The 20,042-nt window shown below is 42.2% G+C and carries 23 protein-coding genes; 6 read left to right on the top strand and 17 right to left on the bottom strand.

Going from position 1 to position 20,042, the window contains the following annotated elements:
• Positions 1 to 302 precede the first annotated feature (302 nt).
• On the bottom strand, positions 303 to 2,804 hold the full coding sequence (locus tag V5804_RS06870) for a TonB-dependent receptor (protein ID WP_369590639.1): 2,502 nt from the start codon (positions 2,802 to 2,804) through the stop codon (positions 303 to 305).
• A gap of 72 nt (positions 2,805 to 2,876) precedes the next feature.
• On the bottom strand, positions 2,877 to 3,203 hold the full coding sequence (locus V5804_RS06875) for a hypothetical protein (RefSeq protein ID WP_369590640.1): 327 nt from the start codon (positions 3,201 to 3,203) through the stop codon (positions 2,877 to 2,879).
• 210 nt (positions 3,204 to 3,413) lie between these two features.
• On the opposite strand from V5804_RS06875, the gene V5804_RS06880 reads away from it, so the two are divergent.
• The 3 genes from V5804_RS06880 (at position 3,414) to V5804_RS06890 (ending at position 5,375) form a co-directional block, all read left to right on the top strand.
• Positions 3,414 to 3,761 carry a hypothetical protein gene (locus V5804_RS06880; protein WP_369590641.1) on the top strand — a complete coding sequence of 116 codons (348 nt, stop codon included), beginning with the start codon at positions 3,414 to 3,416 and terminating at the stop codon, positions 3,759 to 3,761.
• Between the two features lie 76 nt (positions 3,762 to 3,837).
• A complete protein-coding gene (locus tag V5804_RS06885; RefSeq protein WP_369590642.1) occupies positions 3,838 to 4,530 on the top strand; it encodes a peptidylprolyl isomerase in 693 nt (230 codons plus the stop codon).
• A 74-nt stretch (positions 4,531 to 4,604) separates the two neighbouring features.
• Positions 4,605 to 5,375, top strand: coding sequence for an exodeoxyribonuclease III (locus V5804_RS06890; RefSeq protein ID WP_369590643.1), 771 nt, complete (start codon positions 4,605 to 4,607; stop codon positions 5,373 to 5,375).
• Between the two features lie 28 nt (positions 5,376 to 5,403).
• Here V5804_RS06890 and V5804_RS06895 read toward each other — a convergent pair whose 3' ends face one another.
• The 7 genes from V5804_RS06895 to hflX all read right to left on the bottom strand — a co-directional run bounded on the left by V5804_RS06895 (position 5,404) and on the right by hflX (position 9,860).
• Positions 5,404 to 5,694 (bottom strand): DUF86 domain-containing protein, encoded by a 291-nt coding sequence (locus V5804_RS06895; protein ID WP_369590674.1) that lies wholly within the window; start codon positions 5,692 to 5,694, stop codon positions 5,404 to 5,406.
• A 37-nt stretch (positions 5,695 to 5,731) separates the two neighbouring features.
• A complete protein-coding gene (locus V5804_RS06900; protein ID WP_369590644.1) occupies positions 5,732 to 6,016 on the bottom strand; it encodes a nucleotidyltransferase family protein in 285 nt (94 codons plus the stop codon).
• A gap of 59 nt (positions 6,017 to 6,075) precedes the next feature.
• The gene (locus V5804_RS06905; RefSeq protein WP_369590645.1) at positions 6,076 to 6,645 is read right to left on the bottom strand and encodes a 5-formyltetrahydrofolate cyclo-ligase; all 570 of its coding nucleotides are present in this window, start codon (positions 6,643 to 6,645) and stop codon (positions 6,076 to 6,078) included.
• Between the two features lie 152 nt (positions 6,646 to 6,797).
• Positions 6,798 to 7,466 carry a TonB family protein gene (locus V5804_RS06910; protein ID WP_369590646.1) on the bottom strand — a complete coding sequence of 223 codons (669 nt, stop codon included), beginning with the start codon at positions 7,464 to 7,466 and terminating at the stop codon, positions 6,798 to 6,800.
• A gap of 54 nt (positions 7,467 to 7,520) precedes the next feature.
• The gene (locus V5804_RS06915; RefSeq protein WP_369590647.1) at positions 7,521 to 8,216 is read right to left on the bottom strand and encodes a peptidoglycan DD-metalloendopeptidase family protein; all 696 of its coding nucleotides are present in this window, start codon (positions 8,214 to 8,216) and stop codon (positions 7,521 to 7,523) included.
• Between the two features lie 12 nt (positions 8,217 to 8,228).
• Entirely contained in the window at positions 8,229 to 8,588 is a 360-nt protein-coding gene (rbfA, locus tag V5804_RS06920) for a 30S ribosome-binding factor RbfA (protein ID WP_369590648.1), read from the bottom strand.
• Positions 8,589 to 8,675: 87 nt separating this feature from the next.
• Positions 8,676 to 9,860, bottom strand: a complete 1,185-nt coding sequence (gene hflX / locus V5804_RS06925) for a GTPase HflX (RefSeq protein ID WP_369590649.1) — start codon at positions 9,858 to 9,860, stop codon at positions 8,676 to 8,678.
• A gap of 110 nt (positions 9,861 to 9,970) precedes the next feature.
• Between hflX and V5804_RS06930 the strand changes: the two genes are divergently transcribed.
• Complete coding sequence (locus V5804_RS06930; RefSeq protein ID WP_369590650.1) at positions 9,971 to 10,198, top strand: hypothetical protein; 228 nt, start codon at positions 9,971 to 9,973, stop codon at positions 10,196 to 10,198.
• The gene (locus V5804_RS06935; protein WP_369590651.1) at positions 10,183 to 10,467 is read left to right on the top strand and encodes a type II toxin-antitoxin system RelE/ParE family toxin; all 285 of its coding nucleotides are present in this window, start codon (positions 10,183 to 10,185) and stop codon (positions 10,465 to 10,467) included. The genes V5804_RS06930 and V5804_RS06935 overlap by 16 nt, the downstream gene beginning before the upstream one ends.
• On the opposite strand, the gene trpC is transcribed toward V5804_RS06935, so the two are convergent.
• The 4 genes from trpC to V5804_RS06955 form a co-directional block, all read right to left on the bottom strand.
• Positions 10,464 to 11,249 (bottom strand): indole-3-glycerol phosphate synthase TrpC, encoded by a 786-nt coding sequence (gene trpC, locus V5804_RS06940; RefSeq protein ID WP_369590652.1) that lies wholly within the window; start codon positions 11,247 to 11,249, stop codon positions 10,464 to 10,466. The two genes, V5804_RS06935 and trpC, sit on opposite strands and share 4 nt — an antisense overlap.
• Before the next feature lie 28 nt (positions 11,250 to 11,277).
• Entirely contained in the window at positions 11,278 to 11,907 is a 630-nt protein-coding gene (locus V5804_RS06945) for an aminodeoxychorismate/anthranilate synthase component II (RefSeq protein ID WP_369590653.1), read from the bottom strand.
• An 18-nt stretch (positions 11,908 to 11,925) separates the two neighbouring features.
• Positions 11,926 to 13,335: an anthranilate synthase component I family protein gene (locus V5804_RS06950; protein WP_369590654.1), complete on the bottom strand. Its 1,410-nt coding sequence runs from the start codon at positions 13,333 to 13,335 to the stop codon at positions 11,926 to 11,928.
• A 200-nt stretch (positions 13,336 to 13,535) separates the two neighbouring features.
• Positions 13,536 to 13,976 carry a cytochrome B gene (locus V5804_RS06955; RefSeq protein WP_369590655.1) on the bottom strand — a complete coding sequence of 147 codons (441 nt, stop codon included), beginning with the start codon at positions 13,974 to 13,976 and terminating at the stop codon, positions 13,536 to 13,538.
• Positions 13,977 to 14,263: 287 nt separating this feature from the next.
• Between V5804_RS06955 and aat the strand changes: the two genes are divergently transcribed.
• Positions 14,264 to 14,890 carry a leucyl/phenylalanyl-tRNA--protein transferase gene (gene aat, locus V5804_RS06960; RefSeq protein WP_369590656.1) on the top strand — a complete coding sequence of 209 codons (627 nt, stop codon included), beginning with the start codon at positions 14,264 to 14,266 and terminating at the stop codon, positions 14,888 to 14,890.
• A gap of 45 nt (positions 14,891 to 14,935) precedes the next feature.
• On the opposite strand, the gene V5804_RS06965 is transcribed toward aat, so the two are convergent.
• The 4 genes from V5804_RS06965 to V5804_RS06980 all read right to left on the bottom strand — a co-directional run bounded on the left by V5804_RS06965 (position 14,936) and on the right by V5804_RS06980 (position 19,852).
• The gene (locus tag V5804_RS06965) at positions 14,936 to 15,445 is read right to left on the bottom strand and encodes a glutathione peroxidase (protein ID WP_369590675.1); all 510 of its coding nucleotides are present in this window, start codon (positions 15,443 to 15,445) and stop codon (positions 14,936 to 14,938) included.
• A gap of 200 nt (positions 15,446 to 15,645) precedes the next feature.
• Complete coding sequence (gene ybeY / locus V5804_RS06970) at positions 15,646 to 16,077, bottom strand: rRNA maturation RNase YbeY (RefSeq protein ID WP_369590657.1); 432 nt, start codon at positions 16,075 to 16,077, stop codon at positions 15,646 to 15,648.
• On the bottom strand, positions 16,077 to 16,505 hold the full coding sequence (locus V5804_RS06975; protein ID WP_369590658.1) for an ATP-binding protein: 429 nt from the start codon (positions 16,503 to 16,505) through the stop codon (positions 16,077 to 16,079). Before V5804_RS06975 ends, ybeY begins: the two co-directional genes overlap by 1 nt.
• A gap of 2 nt (positions 16,506 to 16,507) precedes the next feature.
• Positions 16,508 to 19,852 (bottom strand): DUF4175 family protein, encoded by a 3,345-nt coding sequence (locus V5804_RS06980; protein WP_369590659.1) that lies wholly within the window; start codon positions 19,850 to 19,852, stop codon positions 16,508 to 16,510.
• Between the last annotated feature and the right edge of the window lie 190 nt (positions 19,853 to 20,042).

Here is a 20,042-nt window from a genome sequence, read left to right on the forward strand (position 1 = left end):
CTTGCCCGAACTTCTCGTCTTTACGCAACAAAGACCTCAGTTCTTCCGATGTATAGTTCTTCACTGTCAATGCCACTTTGCCCATACAGCCAAACTACAACTTTTTTATCTATTTGTAAAAATATATTGAACTTTATATAAGTTTAAACAACTTCGTTAAAACAAAAGAAGTTCACCAATTTTTATGGCATAAAAGAAGCATCGCAACAACCGGTAAAATTTAAAGGAATATCGAAATTAAAAACACTAAATTAAAAAGCCCTGCGCAAAGGCAAGGCTTCTTTTTGGTTGGTACAATTGTATTATTGCTGTTTGCTTTTTGGCGAAAGATCAAAAGGCACAACAACTTTAAAACTAATGTTTCGGCCCATGTTAAAAATACCGCGCTGTACGCCGACAGGCACATCAGGGTTATCAAAATACTTCAGCCTGCTCATGTTGGATTGATAGTTTACATTGGCCAGGTTTGTCCCTTCAACAAACAACCGCAGGATGGTTTGGCCTTTGTCGTTCACTACGTTTCCGCCGATGCCGGCACTTAACAAGTTATAACCAGCGGTGTAAGTTTCTGTGCCATAAGCAGCAAAGTAACGGTCTTGTGCGTTATAATGGTCAAAGCCAACAAAAGCATACAGGTTTTTAAAATTGTTCAGCCCTTTGATAAAGTTTCCACGCAGTTCAGAATGGGTATGCAAAGGAGGGATAAAAGGCAGGTATTTTAAACTATCGGCAACCTGGCCGCCAGCACCTAAGTTTTTGCCGTAGGTTAAGGTCAATAAATTTTCAAAGTGCAGCCATGGCAAAGGATGGATGTCTAAGCTAATATCGGCACCCTGGATGCGCGCCTTGCTTTGCACATAAGTAAAGGTATTGTAGCCCTGGGTGATCACCGGAGAACCATCGGTATTCAGCTCCTGCTGCTGGAAAATATAATTTTGAAGATTGTTGTTATAAAGTTCAATGCTTGCAGAAACACTTGGCAAAGTAAGAAAAGCGCCAACATCTTCCTGCACACTAAATTCCGGCTTAAAATCACTGTTGCCCACGTGGTAAATTCCAGAACCCGGATCTGGCCCGTTGGCAGAAAGTTCGGCAATACTTGGTGCCCTGAAACCACGGGCAATGTTTGCCTTTAATAAAAACGCATCAGAAAAGTTATAAGTTCCGCCAAAACTTCCGGAGAAACCGGAAAAGGTTTTGTTTAAGGCGTCAAACTGCGGAACGACGTTAGGCGCTGTGGTTGGGTTATTGCCTTCATACAGTTGCGGATATTTGCCGCTTAATGTATCAATATAGGCTGCCTGCCCGTTAAATGTACGGACATCGTACCTTGCCCCTGCCGATAAGTCTAATTTTCCAAAACTTTTTCTCACGATGGCAAACGGCCCAACATCAAACTGGTGATAAGCCGGGATCGGAAAATCTGTAGCCTGGCCAATGGTATTGTTTTGGTACTGCCCGTTTACACCAACCGTGGCCTCGTAGCCGTTTGCAAAATTATAATTGTACTTTACATCATAAGTATAAGTGCTTAAATGCAGGTTTAGGCCGGCAATATCGGCATCTTCCGGATGCGTATATTCCCGGCGGTGGCTATATTCGTACCCCAGGTTTACAATCAGGTTGCCATTTCCAACAACAAAATTACTGTTGTTGTAAAGGCGGTAAAACTGTACATGCTGGTGCAAAGTTGGGATGTGATAAGAATTTAATTCTGAAGCAGGTACAATCTGGGAAGTGCCATTTTCTGTGATTTGCTCGATAAACTGCCGGGTAACAGGATCACGCATGCCATCGGGGATATCCTGCAAATCATCAAACAAAGAGGCATGAAAATAAGAATATCCCCAGGATTTGTTCAACCCAACCATCACGCGGGCATCCTTTTCCTTGTAGCCTGTTGCAAATACCCGTCCGTCATGCTGGTTCTGGTAATCTTTTGCTTCTTTGGCAGATACCACCGTTCCCCATACCAAACCGTTTTGATTGCCATATAAACGGAACGAACCATTCAACAAGTCTTGGTTAGTGCCGTAAAGCCCTTGTACAGATCCTAAAATTTTTCCTTCGGGAACCGGGGCAGGCGAAATCAGGTTGACAACACCGCCAATGGCATCAGAACCGTAACTTAAACTTGCCGGCCCTTTGATGATTTCCACCCGGTCTATCGAGTTTTGGTCCACTTCGATGCCGTGCTCATCGCCCCATTGCTGGCCTTCCTGGCGGATACCATCTTGCAAAGTAACTACCCGGTTGTAGCCCAAACCATGGATAAAAGGTTTAGAAACGTTGGGGCCGGTAGTAACCGCGTTGATGCCCGGCAGGTTGGCAATCTGGTCAATAACATTGTCTGATGCCGCGCGCCGGTCTAAATACTCTTTGCCAACGGCCACAAGCGGTATCGGGCTTCTTTTGATTTCTGTGGCCCTGCTTACACCGGTAACCACTACTTCACCAGATTCAATGGCAGAAACCTGTAACTGGACATTGAGCACACTGGTTTTTGAGAAATCCACCCTTTGCGTAACGGTGGCATAACCCAAATAACTGATTTGCACTACATAAATACCTTTTGGCAAACGGTTTAAGGTATATTCCCCTTTTGTGTTGGTAGATGTCCCGGTCTTTAAATCAGGGATGCTAACAGCGGCCCCATAAATAGGTTTGCCGTCTGCCTTGTCTGTTACCGTTCCGGATAATGTCCCGATAGCGGCATCATCAGCAAATACTTTTGTAACTGAGGTTGAAATGATGGAAATACTTGTCAGCAATAGCAACAAGCAGTTGAATAGCTTTATTTTCATATAAGATAAAAAATCCTTTGTAGAATGTTTAATTAATAATAATCCGGTTAGCGAGAACCGTAATTTCAAAAATCAAACGAAATCCGGCGGAGACAAGCCGTCGGCATGGATTAAAGCGTTCGCTTTATAATGATGACATACAGGAATGTAAAGCCGGACAACCGGATTTATAAGACAAGAATAGTATAATGGCTGCACCAGGTTGATCGGTGCGTGGTGCATCTGGTCGCAAAGGTTACATTTTTCGTAAACCACCTGCTGATCGGCAGCACGATGCGCATGAACTGTCAACGTGCCGGGTTTGGCATGGTGCTGATGCGCATAAATAATAAACTGGCCTGCCGCAAAAAAGAGCAGCAGCAACCAGGATAAAATTACAGGTGCAATACGTTTGTTCACGATACCTTAACGGCTTAAAGTTTTTTTGCAAATATCTTTTATTTAAACGGATATTGCTTTAAAAATCTGGCTAAAAGTGCTAATCGGTTGCCTAATCTTCAAATCAAACCCATTTTCGCTGTAACAATGTAATGACACCAAGGCCATACTGTTTTTACCGGCCTAAATTTTATACCGGTAAAAACAGCATCAACACTTATCTTTGCCAGCATGACCGCAGCAGAAACCAACACCAAATGGGCCGCTTTGCAAGAACGCATCGCACAGGATTTTGATTCGGACGTGCCCGATATTAAAGTAATGCTTTTTTTGATCGGCGTGCAGGAACTGGGCAAAGGCCCGCAAAAATTCGGCAAGCGGCAAAAGGAAGAACTGATGCATATTGCCACCTGCAAACTGTTCAGCCAGCTTGGTTTTTACGAATTGGAAGGTTTGGACCAGGACGGCTGGCCGCACTGGAAACTGGTCAAAACCATTCCCAATTACACCTTGTTGGAGCAGGAAATGGTAATGAAATCGTTGATTATTAATTATTTTGAGGAGGGGAATGAGGTTTGAGCTTTAGCAATCAGCCACCAGCTTTCGCCATGAACTATTAACTATCAGCCATCAACCCAAAAATGCTTCTTTTACCATGAAAAAATTTGCCGCTGCTTTTATTTTACTGCTAATTACATTTTCTGTTTTTGCCAAAGCGCCTAAAAATCAATACGTGCGTATCAGAACCAGTTATGGCGAATGTATTATCCGTTTGTATAACGAAACGCCGAAACACCGCGACAACTTTATCAAACTGACCAAACAAGGCTTTTATAACGGTACTTTGTTTCATCGAGTGATTCAGGATTTTATGATCCAGGGCGGCGACCCGGATTCTAAAAAAGCTAAACCCGGACAAGCTTTGGGCGAAGGCGATGTTGGTTATACGGTTGATGCCGAAATCCGCGACAGCTTGTTCCACAAAAAAGGCGTGTTGGCCGCTGCGCGGGACGACAACCCGAAAAAAGCTTCGAGCGGTTGCCAGTTTTATTTGGTGGAAGGCAAACGTTTTACCGACGAGCAATTAGACAAGTTGATAGAAACACGCATGAAAGGACGAAAAATCCCGCCAGCACAACGCGAATGGTATAAATCGGTTGGCGGCGTGCCGCACCTCGACCAAAATTATACCGTTTATGGTGAAATTGTTTCCGGCATCGAAATGGTTGACCGCATTGCCGCCGTAAAAAAAGACGACAAAAACCGACCGCTGCAAGATGTACCGATGACGGTTAGTTTATTGAAGAAAAAAGAGTGCAAGCGGCTGGATAATTTGTTAAGCTTTTAGCTGTCAGCAATCAGCGTTCAGCTTTTGCCTTTCTATCGTTTACCTTTCTGCCTTTAACCTTTCACCTCAAAAAAATGAAAATCATCACCTACAACGTAAACGGAATCCGCTCCGCCATTAGCAAAAACTGGCTGGCATGGCTGCAAGCTACCGATGCCGACGTGGTTTGTTTGCAGGAAATCAAAGCTACGCCGGATGTTTTGCAAAGCGAACTCTTTTTGCTGGAGCAAATGGGCTATCACCATTACTGGTTTCCGGCAGAGAAAAAAGGCTACAGCGGCACTGCTGTTTTTACCAAGCAAAAACCGGTGCATGTAGCATACGGCTGCGGCATCCCGGATTTTGATTTTGAAGGAAGGTGTTTGCGGGTAGATTTTGAGGAATTGTCGGTGATGAGCGTTTATTTTCCTTCCGGTTCCAGCGGCGCAGACCGGCAGGCTTTTAAATTTCGTTTTCTGGATGAATTTGGCGATTACCTGCACAAGTTGCAATGGGCTTACCCCAAATTGGTGGTTTGCGGCGATTACAACATTTGCCATAAACCAATTGATATCCACAACCCAAAATCAAACGCCAACAGTTCCGGTTTTTTGCCCGAAGAGCGCGAATGGATGGAGAAACTGCTGGAATCCGGCTTTGTAGATACGTTCCGGCACTTTAACAAAGAAGCGCACCAATACACGTGGTGGAGTTTTCGGGCAGGTTCGCGCGGCAAAAATTTGGGTTGGCGCATTGATTATAACTTAGTTACGCATGAGCTGAAGCCTTATTTAAAACGCGCCGCCATTTTGCCTGAAGCCAAGCATTCTGACCATTGCCCGGTGTTGCTGGAGTTGGAGTTGTAAATAATGAGTTCTAAATTATTTGACGCAATTACGAAACGAGATTTTGCAACTGTTCTTTTAAAACAGGCAGATCAGTTTTTACAGTTGCAAATATGGTTTTTGCAGATACACCAAAGTATTCATGTATCAACTTATTTCTCATGGCTTTGATTAATCTCCATGGAATATCCGGGTGTTGAACTTTAAACTGTTTGGAAATTTTACTTGAAGCTTCTCCAATAATTCCAAATCGCCTGATTACTGCATTCTGAAGCATGATATTGTTAATAAGATCTCTTCCGTTTTGCCTTCTACATAATCTACTATAATAGCTATGGATTCTATAATATCATGAACGTAAACCAAATCTGATCTACTCATAAAATAACTATTGCTGATTGAAGCACTTCAGTTTTGATAGATGGTTTTAAAGCACCAAACTCAACAATATCTATTTTACGTTTAGTAAGTTGTGTAATTTCATTTTCAAGCGCAATCAAAGAAAACAAGGTAAATCCAGCTTCAGGTTCTATCAACAAATCCAAGTCGCTTTTATTTGTTTCCAAACCTTTTGCAATTGACCCAAAAATAGAAGCCCGTTTGATATTAAACCTTTTCAAAACAGGCACAATTACTTGTTGACAATGCTCTAATTGCTGCATATCCAAATATACGCTTTATTTAAAATTGATTTACAAAGGCTTTTTTAAATTAATTCTACTCAAAATTTCCAGGCCTCACCCGGCGTGATACATTGGTGCAACTCCACATCCAATTCATCTGTATCCTCAATCCAATCAACCGGTTCAAAAAAAGACAAACCAATAAATTGCGTCCCAACTTCACATCCAGCCAAAAAACGATCATAAAAACCGCCGCCGTAGCCAACCCGGTTTCCTTGCAGATCAAACGCAAGCAGCGGCACAATCACGATGCTGTTTTTATCGGTATAAAATTGGTTTCCGCTGATTGGCTCCGGGATGCCAAATTTATTTTCGGCGATGATTAATTGTTCATCGTCCAGATAATTAATGAGAGTTTTTTGCTTGAAATCTGCTTTCGGAAAAACACGTTTGATAGTTGGGCGTGCAGTGCGCAGGTAGTTGATGAACAACCAGGTATCCGGTTCTTTGGTGCGAAGCATCGGTAAAAAAATGTGAACAGCGTTTACTCCCGAAAAATTTAAAGTTTTAAATCGTTGCAGCAAAGCTTGGTTCAACGTTTCGTATGCTGCTTCCGAAAGCTGTTGGCGTTTTTCGAGATAAGCTTTGCGAAGTTCCTGCTTCTTCATAAATCATTTTAAAGAAAGTTTTTCGCAAGTTGATTTAACAGCGGGCTCAATAAACAGCAATGCTTCTTTTATCGGCATAAAATCCGTCTCACAAAAAAACCTGTTTACAGTATAATGCTTCTTTTATCGGCATAAAATCAGTCTAAAAAAACTTACTTGCAGTATTTGGCCAGTTGCGCATCGGCTTTGTTGCTGCCAATGTTGCGCACAAATTTCCAGTCTTCGCAGGCGCCTTCGGTATCGCCCTGCTTTAACTTTTGGTTGGCTTGTTTTACCACTTCGTCGGCGTAATCATCATCCAGGCCCAACTGTTTTTTTAAGGCTTCAATTTCCGGTTCTTTGGCTACATCTGCTTTGCCCAAATACTTGTTTTCGTAATAATTGGTTACGGCATCCACCAAAGCCTCGCGCGCTTTGTAAGCCGTAATGGCCTGCTCCATATCGCTGCGCGATTTGCTACCACAGTTGTAATTGTATTGGTTTAAACTGAAATTAACCGGCAAAATCAGCGTGGTGTTTACGTCGTGGTTTGGCGGCAAAACCCATTTACCGGCAGTTAGTTTCACCAGGCGAACGGCTTCATCGTCCAGATCAATGCCAAAACCTTGCTGTACTTTTACGTTAACCGGTTTGTTGTTTTGGTTGATGTTGAAACTCACCTGCACCGTTCCGGAAATACAGTTTTGCTTTGAAAAATCAGGATAAATCAAATTTTGCGATAAAAACGAGTTTAAAGCCTGCTGCCCGCCTTTAAACTGCGGCTGATCATCAACATGAAAAGCCGAGATCAGCGTTTGAAAAAATATAAATAAATAAAGCATCGTTTGAAATTAAAAGTTTGATAACATAACGAAAAAAACGGCCTTTCGGTGTTATCAGAAGCGAAGAATTAAGTTCGGATCTGGAATATTTGGCTGGTATTTTTCCCGGTCGGACAACCTGCAAACGCCCGGATAATCGCCTTCATTTCCTTCTAGATCAAACATCAACTGAAAATGCAAATGCGGCGGCCAGTTGCCATTTTCTGCTTCGGTCCCAAACTCGGCCAGTTTTTGGTTTTGTTGAACGGTTTTTCCGGGATAAAGCCCTTCCAGCGATTCCCGGTTTAAATGGCCAAAAAGCGCATAAAATTTGATGCCATAAAAGAAGTATTCCAAAATGATAGTTGGGCCGTAATCGCCAAAATTATCATTGTTTTTGAAACTGTGGATTTTTCCTTTAAAAGGCGAATAAACCGGTGTTCCAGCCTCGGCCCAAATATCCACGCCCAAATGAAGCCGACGCGGTTCATCCGAAGAAGTGTTAAAATGCGCGCTGCGGCTGTATAACGTTCTGTTTTCAAAGTAGCCACCGATACCGTAACGGCAGTTGTTTTGCTGCAGAGTTTTGGTAACCCAAGCAGAAAAAGCAGAAGTATCGGCAACGGTTTCTTCGTTTAAAGTTTTGTTGGAAGCGGTAAAATCAAACGGAAATAAACGGTCTTTCTGCGGATCGTAATCAACAACTTTGCCAATCTCCTGCGCGTGTTTTTGCAGAAGATTGGCCAGTTGTTGTGCTTCGTTTATCGGCATAAAACCCGGCTGTTACTCGTTTTCGTCTTTGTGGATCTTGTCGAAAATCTTGTCCATGCGGTTTACATATTCGCTGGTATCGTCCACAAAAAACTCCAATTGCGGAATCACGCGAACCTGGTCTTTTATCCGGCTTCCTAATTTGTACCGGATTTCCGAAGCGTGCAGTTTGATGGTTTGCAGCGCCTGTTCCGAATTAGTTACGTTGAAAAAACTCAGAAAAACACGCGCAATGGCCAAATCCGGCGTGGTGCGCACTTTGGTGATGGTAATGAGCGTATTAGGCAGAAAATTCATTCCTTCCCGCTGAAAAATAGCTGCCAGGTCCTGTTGGATTACGCCGGCAAACTTTTGTTGTCTTTTTGATTCCATGATAAATTTTATTTACGGGCAGGTGTTTAAAGGATTAACGAAATTGCAGATAAAAACGATACAAACTTTTAGTGCATAAAAACAGTATCAGTACAACAACTGGTCGTACGGATAGCGTTCGGTGTGAATGGCTTTTACCTGATCGTACAATAACTTGCGGAACTCGTCGAGGTTTTCTTTGTTCAACGCAGAAATAAAAATCGCCGGACTGTTGTTCCTGGCCATCCAGCTTTGCTCAAATTCTTGCAGCGTGGTTGTTTTTTCCGGTTCTTCCAGGTTGATGGCTGTTGGATGATAAGCGTCAATTTTATTAAAAACGGTGATGATTTTTTTATCGATGGCGCCTAAATCTTTCAGCGTTTCAGTTACGATATGAATTTGATCTTCAAAATTTGGGTGCGAAATATCAACCACATGGATCAAAATATCTGCTTCGCGCACTTCATCCAAGGTTGATTTAAAACATTCAATCAAATGGTGCGGCAGTTTGCGGATAAACCCAACCGTATCCGAAAGTAAAAAAGGCAAATTCTCGATCACTACTTTCCGAACCGTTGTGTCTAGCGTTGCAAAAAGCTTGTTCTCTGCAAAAACCTCTGATTTGGAAAGCATGTTCATAATCGTTGATTTCCCAACGTTGGTATAACCCACCAAAGCCACACGAACCAAAGCTACACGGTTTTTACGCTGTGTTTCGTTTTGGCGGTCAATGTGTTTCAGTTTTTCTTTCAGCAAGGAAATTTTGTTGAGGATCAAACGCCTGTCGGTCTCAATCTGGCTTTCGCCCGGGCCACGCATCCCGATACCGCCTTTTTGCCGTTCCAAGTGCGTCCACAAACGCGTTAACCTCGGCAACAAATATTGCAGTTGCGCCAATTCTACCTGCGCTTTGGCTTGTGCCGTTTGTGCGCGGCCGGCAAAAATATCGAGGATCAGATTACTTCTGTCCAAAATTTTTACCTGCAATTCCGTTTCAATGTTCCGCATTTGAGAAGGTGTCAGTTCGTCATCAAAAACAACCATATCGATCTCTTCTGCAGCTACATAATTCTTTATTTCTTCCAGTTTGCCGGTTCCTACAAATGTGGCGCGTTCTGGCCGCTGCATTTTTTGGGTGAAAGTTTTTACCGTTGCGCCGCCTGCCGTTTCCACCAAAAATTCCAGTTCTTCCAGGTATTCGCGCTCTTGTTCTTCCGTTTCGTGCGGCGTAATGATGCCTACTAAAACAGCTTTTTCCTGCTTCTCGGCAGTATCATAAAATTTTGGTTTCATATTGATTGATGCTCCTTTTAATAGATAAAAATTGGAGTATAAATGTTTTATTTAAGTTGATAACTAAAGCTACTGTTTTTATTAAAGAAAATAAACTCTAAATTTATGTTATGAGTATCCATGAATTAAAAGACCAGCTTCATTACAAAATCGACCAGCTAAATGATGAAAAAATCTTGGAGGCAATTAACACTTTAATTTCTGCAGATAAAACCTTGTTCGTGATTCCTGAAGAGTGGAGAAAAGGCATTCGGCAAGGGCGCGAAGATGTTAAAGCGGGAAAAGTTTATACTTTAAAAGATTTTGAAAAGAAGTATGAAAAATGGCTGGGAGAGTAATTTTATCTGCCAAAGCTTATGTTGATATTGATCGTATTGTAGAATTTAATAACAATAGGAACAAATCAGATACTTATTCCAAAAAATTTATTAAAAGTCTTTATCAACAACTTCAAATTTTAGAAGACCACAAAACAGTTGGTATAAAAACAGTTGAAGAAAATACTTACGTGCTGATTTGGAACCAGTACTATATATTTTACCATTTAACAGGACACGATGTAGAAATCAGTTCCATCTATCATCAAAAAGAAAATGTTTCCCGTTAAACCTTCCCCACAAACTCCTTCATCGCCGCTCCCGGATCAGCTTCTTTCATAAAGTTCTCCCCAATTAAAAAGCCATTAAAGCCGGCTTCTTTTAATTGACGAATAGTTTGCGGATTAGAAATTGCACTTTCCGAAACCTTTAAAAATTCATCGGGGATAGATTTTATCAGGGTAAAAGAAGTATCTACGGAAACGGTAAAATCGGCCAGGTTGCGGTTGTTTACGCCAACGGCAGTCAGGTTTTGGTCTAAGCTGCGTTCCAGTTCTTCCAAATTGTGCACTTCCAGCAAAACGTTCATGCCCAAACTTTTGGTTAATTGCGCCATTTTTTTGATTTCCTGCGGCGATAGAATCGCGGCAATCAGCAAAATAATATCAGCGCCCAACGCTTTGGCTTCGATGATCTGGTATTCATCAATCATAAAATCTTTTCGCAAAACCGGGATTTCGTTGGCTTTTCTTGCCTGCACCAAATCCATTTTTTTGCCCATAAAAAAAGTAGGATCCGTTAAAACCGACAAAGCCGAAGCGCCTGCCTCCGCATAAGCCTGCGTTACTTTTTTAACTTTAACCTGGTTATTGATGATGCCTTTGGATGGCGATTTCCGCTTAAACTCGGCAATAATTCCGGTTCGGGAAGAATCGAGCAAAAAGTTGCGGAACGAAAGCGGCGAACGGTTAAAATATTCCGATTCCTCCAGTTTGGTGTAAGAAGTTTTCTTTTTCGCCGCCGCAACTTCTATCTTTTTTTGGGCAACGATCTGATCTAAAATATTCGACATGATGCTTCTTTTATCGGCATAAAATTGGTTAAAGTTTGATGAAATGATTGGCCAGCAAATCAGGATTGGCTTTAGTTTCCGAACCGAAAATCCAGTTGTGCATCATTTCTTTTCCGTATTCTGTTAAAACCGATTCGGGGTGAAACTGCACGCCGCGCACATCGTAAGTTTTGTGCCGCAAAGCCATAATGGAATTGTCTTTTTCATCAATTGCCGTAACCGCAATTTCTTCCGGCAAACCTTTTTCTGCCACCACCCAGGAATGGTAACGGCCTACGTTAAACGTTTCAGGCAGGCCGGCAAACAGCTTTTCGGTGTTATCGGTTACTTTTATCGGCGTAGCCAAACCGTGCATTGGTCGGCTTAAATTGTACAATTCTCCGCCAAAAACTTCGGCAATGGCTTGCTGACCCAAACAAACACCAAAAATGCTTTTTTTATCAGCATATTTTTCGATCACTTTTAACAGCAAACCGGCTTCGGATGGAATGCCCGGTCCCGGTGATAAAATGATTTTATCAAACGCTTCCACTTCTTCCAGCCGGAACTGGTCGTTGCGCCAAACTTCACATTCCAGCCCCAGCTCATTTACCAAATGCACCAAGTTGTACGTGAAAGAATCGTAATTGTCAATAATCAAAAGTTTTGTACTGGTCATGATACTTCTTTTATCGGGTTAAATTTCTTCTGCCATTTCCAACGCTTTGCGCAGCGCGGCAATTTTATTGTTCACTTCGTTCAGCTCGCTTACGGCTACAGAATCGGCCACAATGCCGGCGCCGGCCTGGTAATGCAGCACGTTGGCTTTGCTTAAAAAAGAGCGGATGATGATGGCGTGGTTAAAATCGCCGTTAAAACCCAAAAAGCCGATAGCGCCGCTGTAAAAACGCCTTTTTCCTTTTTCGTAAGCATCAATCAATTCCATCGCACGGTATTTTGGTGCGCCGCTTAATGTTCCTGCGGGATAAGTATCGGCCACCACTTTAAAAGTCGGAACGCCGGGTTTCAACTTTCCGGTTACGCGCGAAACTAAATGGATTAAGTGCGAATAATATTGCACTTCTTTAAAAGCTTTCACTTCCACATTGGTGCAATGGCGGCTCAAATCGTTTCGCGCCAGATCAACCAACATCACGTGTTCAGCGGATTCTTTCGGGTCGTTTTCCAGTGCGCGCGCTAATTGTGCATCTTTTTCGTCGTCGCCGGTTCGTCTAAAAGTCCCGGCAATCGGGTAAATGGTTGCAACACGATTTTTGATCGTGATTTGCGCTTCAGGCGACGAACCGAAAATTTTAAAGCTGCCGTAATCAAAATAAAACAAATACGGCGACGGGTTGATGGAACGCAAGGCGCGGTAAACGTTAAATTCATCGCCCCGGAATGACTGGCTGAAACCTTTGGACGGCACGATTTGGAAAACATCGCCGCGCAAAATGTGCTGTTTCATCTTTTCTACGATTGCAATGTATTCTTCGTCCAACAAATTTGAACCTTCCCGGCCTTGCAAATTAAAATGGTATTCGGGGAAGTTTTTGTTTTGGATGAGGTATTGGATGCGTTCCAAACCGGAAGGCTGAACGTTGTTTTCCGCCTGATTTTCTACAATATACAACTCGTTTTTAAAATGATCAACTGCAATAATATACCGGTAAACGAAGTATTGCATTTCCGGGATCTGGCGCACTTCATCGGCCGCTGCTGCTTTTAGTTTGATGGTTTCAAAATGCTCTACAATTTCGTGTGTAAAATAACCAAACAAACCGTTGGTGATGATTTTAAGCGGCAAAGTATCGGTTTCAAAACTGTTTAAAAAGGCTTCCACATGCGTAACCACATCAAAAGTCCCGGCCTCAAATTGTTGCTGCGTTCCGTCGGGATATTGGTTCGTCATTGTTCCGTTTTGCAAAACCATTCCGGCAATCGGTTCGCAGCAAATGTAGCTCATGCTGTTTTCGCGGCTGTGGTAATCCGAACTTTCGAGCAATAAACTGTTGGAAAACACATCGCGCAGCTTTAAATAAATGCTTACCGGCGTGGCCGTATCGGCTAAAATCTTTTTGTAGGCAGAGGTCAGTTTATATTTCATGATCGTATTAAAAAACCCGGCGCGTGGTAACGGCCGGGTTCATATCAGGTTTATAATTGATTAGGTGGGAAAAATCAAAAACACCATCCGGCTTTCCTTTTAGGAAGGCTCCGCCAGTTGTTATTATGTTTCTGATCGATCATTATGCTTCCAAAATTAGAAAGAAAAATGAAATTGCAAAATTTTTAAATAAAAATTTTTTAGGCACTCATCCCCAAAACGCCGCGATGGCTTAAAATAAGTGTAACAACTACGATTATTACCGCTAAAAAATAGAAGATGAAGATGTTAAAGTGCTTTTTTTCGGGCAACAAAACCTTTTTTGAGCGGGAATAACCAACGGTAATTAAGATGATGGCGAGGATCATCATCGTGATGTGTTCGGACGTCCAATACCTCGTTTCCGGGTTTTTCATGGCAGCTTTGGAGAACTGTACCAGCGGACTCAAAAAGTACAAAACCAAGCCAACCAGCAGTTGGGTGTGTGCCGAGATCAGGGCAAAAAGGTTGAGTTTCCGGTTGCCTTCGGTATAAGTTTTTTTGCCGAGCCAGCCCAGCAGCGATTGGACAACGGCCGCAACAACCAAAACCAGCACAATATACCGCAAACCGGAGTGGAAATATTTGAAAAAAGAGTACATAAAAGAAGTATGAATTTTTCTGCAAATATACAGGTATTTTAATTGGCAGGTTTTTCAACCCAATTTGCAGCCATAACATTAATTATAAATTACAATTTAATTCTGGTTCAATTTATACGGAAGAAAACAGGATGCTTCTTTTATGCCCATAAATTCAGTGCCGGTTTTCAAGTGCCTTATCGCTGGCAAATAAAATTTGGGGCACACAACAAAACCAATTTTTATGCGCTAAAAGAAGTATGCGTAAAAAATGCAGATTAACCTAAACTCGCTGTAGTGATTAAAATATGATTTTTCAGTTAGATGAACGGTTGGTTTTTCCTGACCCGGCTTTGGCAGAAGAGGACGGATTGCTGGCCGTTGGCGGCGATTTATCGGTAGAAAGATTGGACCTGGCCTATGCAAACGGGATTTTTCCGTGGTACAGCAACAAGAAACCAATTTTGTGGTATTCGCCGCACGAACGCTGCGTTATTTTTCCTGATCAGCTTAAAGTATCAAAAAGTATGCGGCAGGTGTTGCGGTCGGGGAAGTTTACCGTAACTTTTGATCAAGATTTTGCGGCCGTTATTGCTGCCTGTGCCAGTGTTTTTCGGGAAGGCCAGCAAGGCACCTGGATCACGAAAGACATGCAAAAAGCCTATCTCGAACTGCACCGGCAGGGCAAGGCGCACTCGGTAGAAGTTTGGCAGCAAAACGAGCTGGTGGGCGGTTTGTATGGCGTTGCCGTTAACCGCGTTTTTTGCGGGGAAAGTATGTTTAGCAAAGCAAGCAATGCTTCAAAAACAGCTTTGATAATTTTATGCCGACAAAAACAGTATGATCTAATTGACTGCCAGATCCAAAACGAGCATTTAGAATCTTTAGGCGCAATCATGATCGGCCGGGACAAATACCTCAAATATCTGGCATAAAAAAAGCTTCCCCAAACTGAGGAAGCTTTTTTTACCGATGTTTTTTTACAACTGGCTGGTAATTTCTGTGGATAAAGGTTTTACGCTTGAACGGTAACGGTGGATCAGTTTTCCGTTTTCGTCAATCAAAAACTTTTCAAAATTCCATTGGATTTCACCCGTAAAATCAGGGTTTTCTGCAGAAGTAAGGTATTTAAAAAGCGGGCTGATATCGTCGCCTTTCACACTTACCTTTTCGCTCAGCGGGAAAGTTACGCCATAATTTTTCTGGCAAAACTCTTTAATCGCCAAATTGGCGCCCGGTTCCTGTCCGCCAAAATTGTTGGCCGGAAAACCAACTACCGTAACTTTGTCTTTGTATTGGTCTGCCAGTTTTTGCAATTCGGCGTATTGTGGCGTAAAACCGCATTTGGAAGCCGTATTTACAATCAGCAGCTTTTTGCCTTTGTAAGCAGCCAGGTTAAAATTTTTACCGTCAATGGTTTTCAGTTTAAAATCATAAACAGAACTTGGCGCGGTAAAAATCAAGGTTAAAATAATAGCAATTGATTTGATCATTTCTTTAAAATTTAATGCCGCAAAGGTAGTTCATTTCTAATGATCCGTAACCAAGAAGCTGTTTAAATTTATAGCACAAAATTTTGCGATGCTTCTTTTATGCCTATAAAATTGGTGTGTCCTAAAATTCTACTGCTACAAAAAGGCAATGATTTTTAGGTGATAAAAGAAGCATCGCAAATAAGTTTTAAAAAAATTTAAACAGGCTCCAAACTGCTTAAATAAAAGTTTTCTTTGCTGCGCATAGTTTTAACATCTTTGGCAGATTTGTCTTTGTAACCCGCCAAATGTAAAACACCATGGATCATTACACGGTGAAGTTCCTGCAAAAAAGGGGTTTGAAAAGATTTTGCATTTTCGGCTACCCTTTCTACCGATATAAAAATATCGCTTACGATTTCTTCTGCTGTTTCAGAATTATCAAAAGTGATGATGTCGGTATAAGTATCGTGCTGCAAAAAATCCTGGTTGATTTTCAAAAGGTAAGCATCGTTGCAAAAAACAAAGTTGATTTCTTTTAAAATGCGTTTTTCGGCAAGCAGCGTTTGTTCAATCCAGGTGCGAAGTGTTTTTTTGTTTTTTAGCTTGAAATCCGTTTCTTCTGTAAAAAAATTGATTTTAGCAGGCATTACAATTTAAAGTGCAGTTCAACCTCATTTCCGCGGGCATTAAAAATAAACTGGTCGGCCAGATGTTTGATGATAAAAACACCGCGGCCGGTCAGTTTTTCTAAGTTTTCGGGCGCAGTTGGATCGGGGATGTTGTTGTAGTCAAACCCCGGGCCTTCATCGGCAACCGTCCAGATAATTTTTTTATGGTCGTTAACTTCTGCGTTGATATAAACGGTTTTGGTAGCGTCTGATTGGTTGCCATGTACGATCGCATTGATCAAAGCTTCATTTAAGCAAGTCATCATATTAGCAAAAGTATCTTCACTAACCTGGTAGCGTTCGGATATTTCTTCAACCAAACTTTCCAAGCGGGGTATGCTCTCCATTGTTGAAGGAAGCTGAAGCGTATATAATTCGCCGTCTGATACTTTTACTGGCTGCACCATTATTATTTGCGGTTAATTTCGTTAAAGTAAGTCTTTATTTTTGATTTATAAAACAGATTTACATCCGGAGGTATCGTAATAAGCTGTTCTGTTTGCTTATTTTTTATTTGCTGATAGCCTTGCAAGGCTTTTTGATAGCCCGGGGCCGTATTTTTTGCAGCCTGGCTTTCCCTTTTCTGATCTTGCTCCCGTTCCTGTTCTGCTTTTTCAGCTTCTAATAACCGCGTTTGTATTTTCTGTTGCCTGATTAACGTCTCCGTTTCAATTTTCTTATTTACGAGATCTCTTTCAGTTTGTTCCATTTGTTTCGAAATCTCGCCAAGATTGCCTAACCCGTTTTTTCCGTCTTTGTTTTCTTGCTGGTTAATGTTTTGTAATGCACGGCGGATCATTTCCTGCTGGCGCGCCATTTTGGCCATTTGCTCGCTCATGCCATTTTTTTGCTGGCCCTGCCCCTGTTTGCCTTGCCCTTGCTGGCCTTGTTGCTGCATTTGCTGGCGGGCTTTCTGCATGTTTTTGTTCAGTTCCTGCTGCATCTGGCTCAATTGCTGCATCGAAGGCTGCTTCTTTTTGCCGCTGCCGGGCTTGGCGTTTTTCATCGCGTTTTGCAGTTGGTCCAGCACTTCGTTCAGCATCAAAGCCAAATTGTTCATTGAAGTCATGGCAAATTGCTGGCTCCGGTTGGCTTCTGCCGTGCGCCGTTCCCCTAAATTGGCAATCGCCTGGTCAATATTGCTGTTGATAGCCGTTATTTCTTTGTTCACCGTGGCTTCAATCTGTGGTACGCGCTTGCTCAAGGCAAACAAACTGTCTTCTACGGTTTTTAAATTGTCTTTGATATTTTGCTGGTTCTGCGTTTGGTTTACGTAATCCGGGTCGCTGGCGTTTAATTGTTTAAACGTTTGCATCACTTTTTCCTGGTTAAAAGAACTCGTAACCAAGTTTTTTAAAATAGACCGCAACTGCTGCGCGTTTACCTGCGCCTCTTTTTCTTCTCCCTGCTGCTGCATCTGCTTCATTTTGGCGCTCATTTTTTGCATCTGGCTGGTGGCCTGTTTTTGCGCCTGCGAAGCTTTTTGCTTTTCGTTTTTGCCCAGGTTTTCTTCGCTTTTTTCCATTTGCTGTTCGGCTTCCTGCTGTTCGGCTTTGGGCGTTTCAAAATCGTTTTTGTTTTCCAAAGCTTCGTTTTTCTGCTCCAAATCTTTCAACGATTTTTTCAAACCCTCAAAATCCTTTTTGATCGCCTGCTGCTCTTGTTTTAACTGCCCGGCCTGTTGCTGTTTTTGTGCACTCTTTTCTGCCAAAGCCTGTTCTTTTTCGGCCAGTTTGTCCAACTGGTTGATGTTCTCGTTCAGCTTCTGGTCAAACTCCAGTTTTTTGTACAGTTCCAGCATCCGGTCAAGCTCTTTTTGCAAAGATTTATTGTCCATCTGCATTTTCGAAATATCTTCTCGCGCATCGTCTTTCTGGTTTTGCTGCAGCATTTTTTCCAGGTTTTTCAGCAGTTCTTTGGTTTTTTCGTCCAGCACGTTCTTAAACAAATCGTTGATCTGCTTTTGCTTTTCCAAAATTTCCTGGTTTTGCTGTTTGGTTTCCTGGCGGTTGTACAGGTTTTGCTCGTTTTCCTTTTGCATGTCCTTCACCAAATCCTCCAGTTCGCGGCGTTTTTGCAGCAAATCTTCCACCTGCTTTTTCTCGTCAAAAGAAAGCGTTTTTTTATCCAGCAATAAACGGTTCAGCTTTTGTGCATCGCGTTCCACCTGCGCCGACAGTTTAATGGCCGATTGCATTTTGTTTTTTACCGATTGCGTGCCGGCATCCAATTGTTTGTTTTGTTCGGTTTCCGTTGGGATACGCATGGTTTGTTCCGGTGTCCGGCTGTGTTTTGCGCCGTTCACGCCATCGTTATCGGCCACATCAAAATAATAAACCAGCTCGTCTCCCGGGTTTAACGATGCTTCTTTTAGCGACCAAAAATAGAAGAACGTAGATGTAGTTTGATGCAAATCAGCTTTTACCGGAAAACTGTAGGTTTTATTTTTCTGCGGAGAAGCCGGGTTTCGGACCGAATAATGAAAAGTAAGCGACGAAAAGCCGTAATCGTCCTGAATCTTTCCCGTAAAATAATGCGCTTTGGAACTGATCGAATCTGCTTTTTGCTCCGCAGCAATTACAGGCGGTAAATCCGGGATAATGGAAATCCGGTAAGCAGCAGAATCCGCAGAAGAAACAAAATTGTTGATGGGTTTGACCGAATAAGAGCCTGATTTCAGCAACTTTTCCTGGTGATGAAAAACATTGTTATCGGCCCTAACCACCGTTTTTTTCTGGTTAAGCGAAAACAAAACTTCGCTTGTGTTTTCGGTATGCAAATCCCATTCAACCGTCGTTCCTTCGGGCAAAGTTAAATCGCCTGCATTGTTTACGTTTTCTGCGGATTTATGCAGATAAGCCGGATAAACCAAACGCGCATCCAAATGCAGCAGCGAAGGTTTTGGGTTTACCTTGATCTCAAACTCCTGCGAAGAAAAATCGCCGCCGCTTAAACGGAAACGGATATTTTGCTGGATGTTGGAAAAAGTATGGTAAAAAGAGCTTAGGTTTTCTTTGTCCAGCTTAAAACTGTTTTTGCCGGTTTCGAGATAAACGCTTTCCGGGAATTCGTTTCCGCTGAGTTTTAAATCCAGTTTTAAATCCTCGCCCTGAACCACCGAAAGCGATTTGTTTAAAATATGCCAGTTAAAAGGAGCTTTCGGCGCAAAATACTGGTCGTGCTTGATGATGCGTTCCGTTCCGTCGTGAATGATGGAAGGCGCCACAAAAGCAACCGTAATAATCAAAACCAGCGGGATCAAAACCCATTTTAAAAAGCGTTTATTTTCGTTGATTTTTACGGCCGCCGAAAAAGTAACCGGTTTTAACTCGGCAATTTTTTGGTTGATGCTGGCCTCGATCAAGGTTTTTCGTTCCGGGTTTTGGTCGGCAATTTTCTTCAACTGAAGCGTGTTCAGCAATTTGTCCTGCACGTTTTGAAAGTAGCGGCCGATGATTTCTGCTGCCTGATCGTGCGAGATCATTTTTCCCAAACGGAAATAAGCCAGCAAAGGCGGCGCAACCAGCCAGCCAAAAAGCGAAAGGTTTAAAAGGATAAACGCGTAAAAAATAATGGAACGGAAAGTGGTGTTGAAATGGCCGTAATATTCGGAAAAAGTGATGACGAGGTAACTAAAAAACAAGGCCGCACCCAAAAAAATCAGCCCGCGAAGCAACTTGTTTAAGTAATACTTCCGGATGAACTCATCCATTTTGCCAATCAGTAAATCGTAATTGCTACCGTTCTGCACCATAATTCAACTCAAAAATAAAAATAATAAGCCAATTGAAAAGGGCGGAACATGGATTAATGATGCTTCTTTTATGGCATAAAAATCAGTGAAACTCCGGGTGTTTTGAAACTTTGAAGAAAACAAAAACGTACTTAAAGCCGGGAAAACAACATTTGATGCTGGATTTAAATATATTTTATACCTTAGTTAA

It is taken from the genome of Mucilaginibacter sp. (assembly GCF_041088075.1).
Classification (GTDB): domain Bacteria; phylum Bacteroidota; class Bacteroidia; order Sphingobacteriales; family Sphingobacteriaceae; genus Mucilaginibacter_A.

Coding starts and splice junctions, on each gene's coding strand:
- V5804_RS06915 (WP_369590647.1), bottom strand. CDS start 8,216: ATGCCGATAAACGAAGCACAACAACTGGCCAATCTTCTGCAAAAACAC.
- V5804_RS06910 (WP_369590646.1), bottom strand. CDS start 7,466: ATGCTTTATTTATTTATATTTTTTCAAACGCTGATCTCGGCTTTTCAT.
- V5804_RS06890 (WP_369590643.1), top strand. CDS start 4,605: ATGAAAATCATCACCTACAACGTAAACGGAATCCGCTCCGCCATTAGC.
- ybeY (WP_369590657.1), bottom strand. CDS start 16,077: ATGCCTGCTAAAATCAATTTTTTTACAGAAGAAACGGATTTCAAGCTA.
- V5804_RS06885 (WP_369590642.1), top strand. CDS start 3,838: ATGAAAAAATTTGCCGCTGCTTTTATTTTACTGCTAATTACATTTTCT.
- aat (WP_369590656.1), top strand. CDS start 14,264: ATGATTTTTCAGTTAGATGAACGGTTGGTTTTTCCTGACCCGGCTTTG.
- V5804_RS06955 (WP_369590655.1), bottom strand. CDS start 13,976: ATGTACTCTTTTTTCAAATATTTCCACTCCGGTTTGCGGTATATTGTG.
- V5804_RS06900 (WP_369590644.1), bottom strand. CDS start 6,016: ATGCAGCAATTAGAGCATTGTCAACAAGTAATTGTGCCTGTTTTGAAA.
- V5804_RS06950 (WP_369590654.1), bottom strand. CDS start 13,335: ATGAAATATAAACTGACCTCTGCCTACAAAAAGATTTTAGCCGATACG.
- V5804_RS06935 (WP_369590651.1), top strand. CDS start 10,183: ATGGCTGGGAGAGTAATTTTATCTGCCAAAGCTTATGTTGATATTGAT.
- V5804_RS06945 (WP_369590653.1), bottom strand. CDS start 11,907: ATGACCAGTACAAAACTTTTGATTATTGACAATTACGATTCTTTCACG.
- V5804_RS06880 (WP_369590641.1), top strand. CDS start 3,414: ATGACCGCAGCAGAAACCAACACCAAATGGGCCGCTTTGCAAGAACGC.
- V5804_RS06870 (WP_369590639.1), bottom strand. CDS start 2,804: ATGAAAATAAAGCTATTCAACTGCTTGTTGCTATTGCTGACAAGTATT.
- V5804_RS06905 (WP_369590645.1), bottom strand. CDS start 6,645: ATGAAGAAGCAGGAACTTCGCAAAGCTTATCTCGAAAAACGCCAACAG.
- rbfA (WP_369590648.1), bottom strand. CDS start 8,588: ATGGAATCAAAAAGACAACAAAAGTTTGCCGGCGTAATCCAACAGGAC.
- V5804_RS06975 (WP_369590658.1), bottom strand. CDS start 16,505: ATGGTGCAGCCAGTAAAAGTATCAGACGGCGAATTATATACGCTTCAG.
- V5804_RS06980 (WP_369590659.1), bottom strand. CDS start 19,852: ATGGTGCAGAACGGTAGCAATTACGATTTACTGATTGGCAAAATGGAT.
- V5804_RS06930 (WP_369590650.1), top strand. CDS start 9,971: ATGAGTATCCATGAATTAAAAGACCAGCTTCATTACAAAATCGACCAG.
- trpC (WP_369590652.1), bottom strand. CDS start 11,249: ATGTCGAATATTTTAGATCAGATCGTTGCCCAAAAAAAGATAGAAGTT.
- hflX (WP_369590649.1), bottom strand. CDS start 9,860: ATGAAACCAAAATTTTATGATACTGCCGAGAAGCAGGAAAAAGCTGTT.